The organism is Dehalococcoidales bacterium (genome assembly GCA_028716225.1).
In the GTDB taxonomy this organism is placed as follows: domain Bacteria; phylum Chloroflexota; class Dehalococcoidia; order Dehalococcoidales; family UBA5760; genus UBA5760.
In genome coordinates, this window is record JAQUQE010000125.1 from 1 (window position 1) to 2,988 (window position 2,988).

4 protein-coding genes are annotated in these 2,988 nt (G+C 54.1%); all 4 read left to right on the forward strand.

Going from position 1 to position 2,988, the window contains the following annotated elements:
• On the forward strand, positions 1-713 hold a 713-nt coding region (locus PHI12_14570), incomplete at its 5' end, for a DUF115 domain-containing protein (GenBank protein MDD5512009.1).
• Positions 688-1,521: a DUF115 domain-containing protein gene (locus PHI12_14575; protein ID MDD5512010.1), complete on the forward strand. Its 834-nt coding sequence runs from the start codon at positions 688-690 to the stop codon at positions 1,519-1,521. The genes PHI12_14570 and PHI12_14575, both read left to right, overlap by 26 nt.
• Positions 1,511-2,404 (forward strand): DUF115 domain-containing protein, encoded by an 894-nt coding sequence (locus PHI12_14580; GenBank protein MDD5512011.1) that lies wholly within the window; start codon positions 1,511-1,513, stop codon positions 2,402-2,404. The genes PHI12_14575 and PHI12_14580 overlap by 11 nt, the downstream gene beginning before the upstream one ends.
• Positions 2,394-2,988, forward strand: a 595-nt coding sequence (locus tag PHI12_14585; protein ID MDD5512012.1) for a polysaccharide biosynthesis protein, incomplete at its 3' end; no start/stop codon positions are given. The genes PHI12_14580 and PHI12_14585, both read left to right, overlap by 11 nt.

The following is a 2,988-nucleotide window of genomic DNA, read 5'->3' on the forward strand; positions in this document are numbered from 1 at the left end:
CAGGTCCGTCCTTGACCGATGAGGACATACTATCTCTCAAGAACTACCCTGGGGACATCATCGTGTGCAATAAGGTATTCAAGCGATTTATCAACCTGAACGTGGTGCCGGATTGGTGCCTATTACTTGACAGTAACGCCGTTTCCGAGGAGCAGTTCCGTTTCTTAAAGAATCGACCGTGGGTCCCAACGAAGTTCCTCGTATCGACCACAGCATTTCCGGCCACCGTGGAGATAATCAACGAATGTTCGAAGGGGCACCCCAATCAATTCTACATGTTCAATCCGACCGTGGGGCTCGATGGGGACATGGATGTAACGACCGTCTGGAAGTGGATGAACACCTGCCCCGAGCTTTCGCACGGCGGAAACGTAGGCACGATGGCCTTCATGTTCGCCAGGGACCGGGGCTATGAGGTCATCGGTCTGCTCGGGTACGACCTGTGCGAGGAATTGAACCCGGAATGGACGCAGGAACAGGCCAAGGACCGGGAGTATCTGTACTTCCCGGATATCAACAAGGTGGTGGCGATACCATTCTACTTCCTGGCCTATTCGCAATGCCTCGCCAACACCGCCCTTATATGGCATGGCAACGACCCGAAGGGCCCGAGGAAGGCGGTGAACCTATCTGAATCGCCGCTGATGCGGCACATCAATGTTTTCCAACAGAAAAAGGTGGAAGAATATGTTAAATGGACAAGCGAGATTTAATCCATACAGCAGGAAGCTACGCAAGGAGTTGGACGACATAGTGGACATCCGGCTTAGGAACCAATGGTTCGAGAACTACTACGCCAACAAGCCGTTCATCGAGAAGCATGGCGGACTAATCAACATGCCTCTCCTGGAAAGTGCGATTGTAGTAGGGGCGGGATGGTCGTTGGAGAAGAACATCCATCTGCTCAAGGGATGTAAGGTTCCCGTCATATCCACGGACAAGGCGTTGAAGAGGGTGATGGAATACACCAAGCCATTCGCCGTGTGCGCTCTGAACACGGCGGCCACGGAAATCTCCAAGTGGCTCGATGTGGACAGCGAGGGGATTTGGTTGGTTGCTCCCGTCACCGCCCACCCGGATACCTTCAAGACCTGGAAGGGACCGATAGCCTTCGTGAACCCGCAGAACACCTGTCAAGAACTGTACGAACTGGTGCAGCGGGAAACGGGGCTGATTCCGACCATAAGGGGCTGCAATTCCGGGTACTTCTCCCTCATAACCGCTTATACGCTCAACGCAAAGTTGGCGGTCCTGTTGGGGATGAACTACTCGTATAGGACCGAGAAAGAAGCGTTGGAGGCCACACACGATAATCATTCGGTCAAGATGATGGATGTGACCGGGACCTATACCTATACGGTCCTGGATTGGCTCGATGCCCGTAGGGAGTTCATGGACTTCTGCTTCGAGTGGGCGAACGAGTTCCGGGTGGTGAACTGCTCCGAGGGCGGAATACTATATGAACCGAACCTCGTAGAGCATGTGCCGTTCGCCCTTTGGAGGGAGTGGCATGCTCCTTAGAGAACAACGCTCCCTGCAAGTGGCAGAAATCCTGGGGGAGATATGGGAGCAGAACTATGTCCGCAACAAACCCGAGATAAAGAAGAGCTTGCAGGACGGACCTGCGGTAAATGGGGACCCCATGTTGGTCATCGGGGCGGGGCCATCCTTGGAGAAGAACATCAACGACATATCGCCGTGGCTGTATAACATAGCGGTGTGCGATAAGGTATGCCCCAGGCTGGACAAGCTAGGAATCACGCCCGACCTGATATTCGCCCTCAATTCCGAGCCAACGGATGTTGTGAATTGGATTGAGCCGTTCAATGACAGCCTCGCAGAGCTTGTGGTGCCGTGCGGGGTGCATCCCGACACCTATTCTGATTGGAGGGGAAGCATCCGGTTCATCAATGCCGTCACCTCCACGGGCCTTCACCATCGTGTAGCGCACGAAACGGGCCTGATGCCCGTGTCCATCGGGTCTAATGTCGGCACCTTCGCCTACACGATGTGCGGTCATTGGGGAGCGGACCCGATAGCGTACATCGGTCTGGACTTTTCATTTCTAACCAGGGAGGAAATATTAAGTAAATATATCATAGGCAGGGAGGACGATGGGGACCGTGACTGGCCTATTTATGATGACCGTAAATATAATGTCCTGGAAATGACGGACATAAACGGGGACGTTCGATTCCTGGACCTGGGATGGTTCGATATGGCCGAGGCGTTCCAGGAACGGGTCCGGGCCATGCAGGATTGGTATGGCACAACGACCGTCAATTGCACCGAAGGCGGGATAAACTACTCGGAATCAGTGAAGGCCATGTCGCTCAAGGAGTTCAACGACGCAATCCCAACATGGGACCATCAGAACAGAGGAATGATGAATCATGGTATCTAGGGTATTGATAACAGGAGCGGGAACGCTAGGGACCGAACTTGCCAAGCAACTGCTCGATAAAGGTTACATGGTCCGTGTCATGGACAACTCCGAACAGGCGTTGTGGAAGTTCGAGGAGCGAGTGACCAATCCCGATAGCTCCCGCCTGCTGGAAATGGTCCTCGGGGACATAAACGACCACAATGCCGTTGTGCGGTGCATGAGGCGCATGGAGTTCGTCATCCACACCGCCGCCCTAAAGCATGTGCGATTCACCAACGACAGCCCGGTGGAGTGCATCGAAACGAACATCCTAGGGACCAAGGACCTAATCCTGGACGCCATGCGCCGGGATAGTGTGAGGAAGTTCATCTTCATCTCCACGGACAAGGCATGCTTTCCTATCAACATCTATGGGGAGAGCAAGCGTGTAGGCGAGTACCTGGCAGCATGGGCGCATGAGCAATCGGGAAAGGCATTCATGTCCTGCCGCTTCGGGAACTACCTGGGGTCGTCGGGGAGTGTAATAGACCGATGGAAGGAGCAGAGAGCGAGCGGGGAGATTTTGCTCACCGACCCCAACATGCGGCGATTCTTCATCAAGC